Annotated in this window: 3 protein-coding genes and 2 pseudogenes; 1 reads left to right on the forward strand and 4 read right to left on the reverse strand. The window is 63.1% G+C overall.

Going from position 1 to position 2,840, the window contains the following annotated elements; genetic code table 11:
* The 3 genes and pseudogenes from EN742_RS30425 to EN742_RS30435 form a co-directional block, all read right to left on the reverse strand.
* A pseudogene (locus EN742_RS30425) lies at positions 1-365 on the reverse strand (ATP-dependent DNA ligase); the annotation flags it as partial.
* Between the two features lie 213 nt (positions 366-578).
* Positions 579-953 carry a low affinity iron permease family protein gene (locus EN742_RS30430; protein WP_126055225.1) on the reverse strand — a complete coding sequence of 125 codons (375 nt, stop codon included), beginning with the start codon at positions 951-953 and terminating at the stop codon, positions 579-581.
* A gap of 177 nt (positions 954-1,130) precedes the next feature.
* On the reverse strand, positions 1,131-1,652 hold the full coding sequence (locus EN742_RS30435; protein WP_126055224.1) for a ferritin-like domain-containing protein: 522 nt from the start codon (positions 1,650-1,652) through the stop codon (positions 1,131-1,133).
* Positions 1,653-1,933: 281 nt separating this feature from the next.
* On the opposite strand from EN742_RS30435, the gene EN742_RS30440 reads away from it, so the two are divergent.
* Positions 1,934-2,653, forward strand: a complete 720-nt coding sequence (locus tag EN742_RS30440; protein ID WP_126055223.1) for a Crp/Fnr family transcriptional regulator — start codon at positions 1,934-1,936, stop codon at positions 2,651-2,653.
* Between the two features lie 3 nt (positions 2,654-2,656).
* Here EN742_RS30440 and EN742_RS38335 read toward each other — a convergent pair.
* Positions 2,657-2,840 (reverse strand): annotated as a pseudogene (locus tag EN742_RS38335) (hypothetical protein); the annotation flags it as partial.

Raw genomic sequence — 2,840 nt, forward strand, 5'->3', positions numbered from 1 at the left:
CCATTGAGGTGGAGAAGATCGAAGGCGACGAAATAGAGGTCCTGTTGCCGACTGGTAATGGCCTTACGCAGCGCCTTGAAGTCGGACAGCCCAGCCTCATTCGTGACGATCACTTCGCCGTCGATGATCGCGTCCTCGGCCTCGAGCTCGCTCGCGGCCTTGGCAAGGTCGCGATATTTTGCAGTCCAGTCGAGCCCGCGGCGGCTGAAAATGCGCACACCGGCCACGTCCCGAACAATTTGGGAGCGGTAGCCGTCGAATTTCACTTCATGAATCCAGCCATCGCCTTCCGGTGGCTTGTCGACGAGCGTCGGCATCAACGGCTCGATAAATGACAACCGGTCGCCGCCGGCAAGCCTAGGCATTGGAACTCCCCATGCGAAACTTTGATTCAATATCGCATGGTCGCTTCGGTTCCGTTAGTGATTGCTAAAAAGCCCGCCGGCCGGAGCCAGCGGGAGAGGCCTTACTGGAGTAGCCAGGGCTGTGGCCCCTGGCAAAGTGCAAACGGTCCCGCCCGCGTTTTGTTTCAGGACTGGGAACCCCGCCAACCCGCCGTCGACTGCTGCGTCCAGAAATCAGTAGGCGCGCTGAGGGCGCAGTTGAGCCTGCTTGGCCTCGGCGCACCGATTTCTGAACTCCTGCACCTCGGCTTCCGTGAGATGCTCGATGCCGATGAAGTCGTTCTTTCCCTGTCCGGACCGGATGAGTTCGTCGAGCTTCGCCTGTATGGCCGCACCGTCGCGGTTCTGGGTGTTCTGGATCAGGAACACCATCAGAAAGGTGATGATTGTGGTCCCGGTGTTGATGACGAGTTGCCAGGTCTCCGAAAAGGCGAACACCGGACCGGACAAGGCCCAGACGACCACGCAGGCCAAGCATGAGACGAAAGCCCAAGGGCGGCCCGCGGCATGGGCGACCGCCTCCGCGACACGGTTGAATATTCGTTCCAACCCCTAATCCTCCGCCTGATGCGCCATGCTCCATGGCGTCGTGCCAAAGCCAGAGCCGTCGGCAGCGTGTTGCGGCCGAGACGCCCGTTTGTTTGTTCGGGAATCCTTGTGATCGCGCGCGGCCCCGGCCTCGACCGGGACCGCGGTTGCGGGCGACCAGAGCGGGTGCCCGGCGGCTCAGGCTGCCGCCTGCAACGCCCGCTGGTTCGCGCCACTTTCGCCCAGCGCGCTCAGCGCCTCGTCGGTGGCGGACTCCTGCGCCAGCGTTTCGCGCAGCAACGGCACCGCGTCCTTGAGGCCCAGTTGCTCCGCCCAGGCGACCAGCGTGCCGTAGCGGGCTATTTCATAATGCTCGACGGCCTGGGCAGCCGCCACCAGGCCCGCGTCCAGCGCCGGCTCGTCCTCGTACTCCTCGAGGATTTCCGACCCTTCTTCAAGGATGCCGTCGATCGCCGGACAGGTCTTGCCCCTTGCGGCCTTGCCCATCAGTTCGAACACCTGTTCCAGGCGCTCGACCTGTCCCTCCGTTTCCATGCGATGCTTCTCGAAGGCCGCGCTCAGTTCCTTTGACTGGGCTGCCTTCGCCAGCTTGGGCAACGTCTTCAGGATCTTCTTTTCCGCGTAGTAAATGTCCTTCAGGCCGTCCACGAACAGGCTCTCCAGGCCGTTCGCCGCGCCGGACGAATTCTTCCTTGCCATCACTTTGCTCCATCGGTTGATGCGCCTTGAGGGTGCAAAGGAAACGGCGCCCGTGAAATCGCAAGCGCCGCTTCCTTGCATCACGATAAGCGTGGCCGGGAACGGATGTTCCCTGCGAAATATTTCGTGAACCCAAGTCGTGGACGGCGCGCGGCGCGCGGGATCACCGGGACGGCTCTCCTGTCGGCAAGTCTCCCGGCGCGCATGCCTAGTCAGCCCGGCTGCAACCGGACGCCGGCTGCGGCGTTTGCTCTTGGCGGTGCACGCAGGATCGGAACCGAATGCTCGAATCCCTGTATCTGAACCTTGGCCAGCACGACGACCTCTCGGAGGCGGAAAAGGAATTGCTGGCGGGTGCCATCTCGACCGAAAGGCATGTCGCCACGGGGCAGGACATCGTTTCGGAAGGCTCGAGACCGACCCACAGCACCCTGATCCTCGACGGCATTGCCGCGCGCTACAAGGTGCTCGAGGATGGCGGCCGGCAGTTCACGTCCTTGCAGGTTCCGGGCGACTTCGTCGACCTTCACGCCTTTCTCCTGAAGACAATGGACCACGGCATCATCGCGCTGTCGCCATGCCGCGTGGCCGCCGCCGAGCACGGCAAGCTGCGCGCCATTACCGAGCAGGCGCCGCATCTGACGCGGCTTTTGTGGCTGGACACGCTCGTCGACGGCGCCATCCACCGGGAGTGGATCGTGGCCATGGGCCGGCGTTCCAAGACATCGCACCTCGCCCATCTCATTTGCGAGCTGTTCGTCCGCCTCCAGGTGGTCAAGCGCACCAGCGGGATGAGCTTCCAGCTTCCCTTGTCGCAAGCGGAGCTTGCCGATGTGCTCGGGCTGTCGGTCGTCCATATGAACAGGGTCATCGGCATGCTGCGCAACATCGGCCTGGTCAGCTGGTCGAGCTATACCGTGACCATCCTCGACTGGGATCTGCTGGTGGAGTTGGCTGAGTTCGACCCCACCTATCTCAGCATGAACCGGGAACCGAGATAGGCGTCACGGCGGATCGCGAAGCACCGACTTCCAGGCGGCGACCGACGCTATGTCGACGGTGACCAGGCCGCCGGCCTTGAACGTAACCCGGCCTCTGTCCTGGTCGACTTCGGTAATGTGACCGGCGATCATTATCGGGTCGCCGGCCTTGGCCCCGGCCGGCGGGTCGATGGCGAAAGGATAGTTG

Origin of the sequence: Mesorhizobium sp. M4A.F.Ca.ET.020.02.1.1, from assembly GCF_004022645.1 — a bacterium.
In the GTDB taxonomy this organism is placed as follows: Bacteria; Pseudomonadota; Alphaproteobacteria; order Rhizobiales; family Rhizobiaceae; genus Mesorhizobium.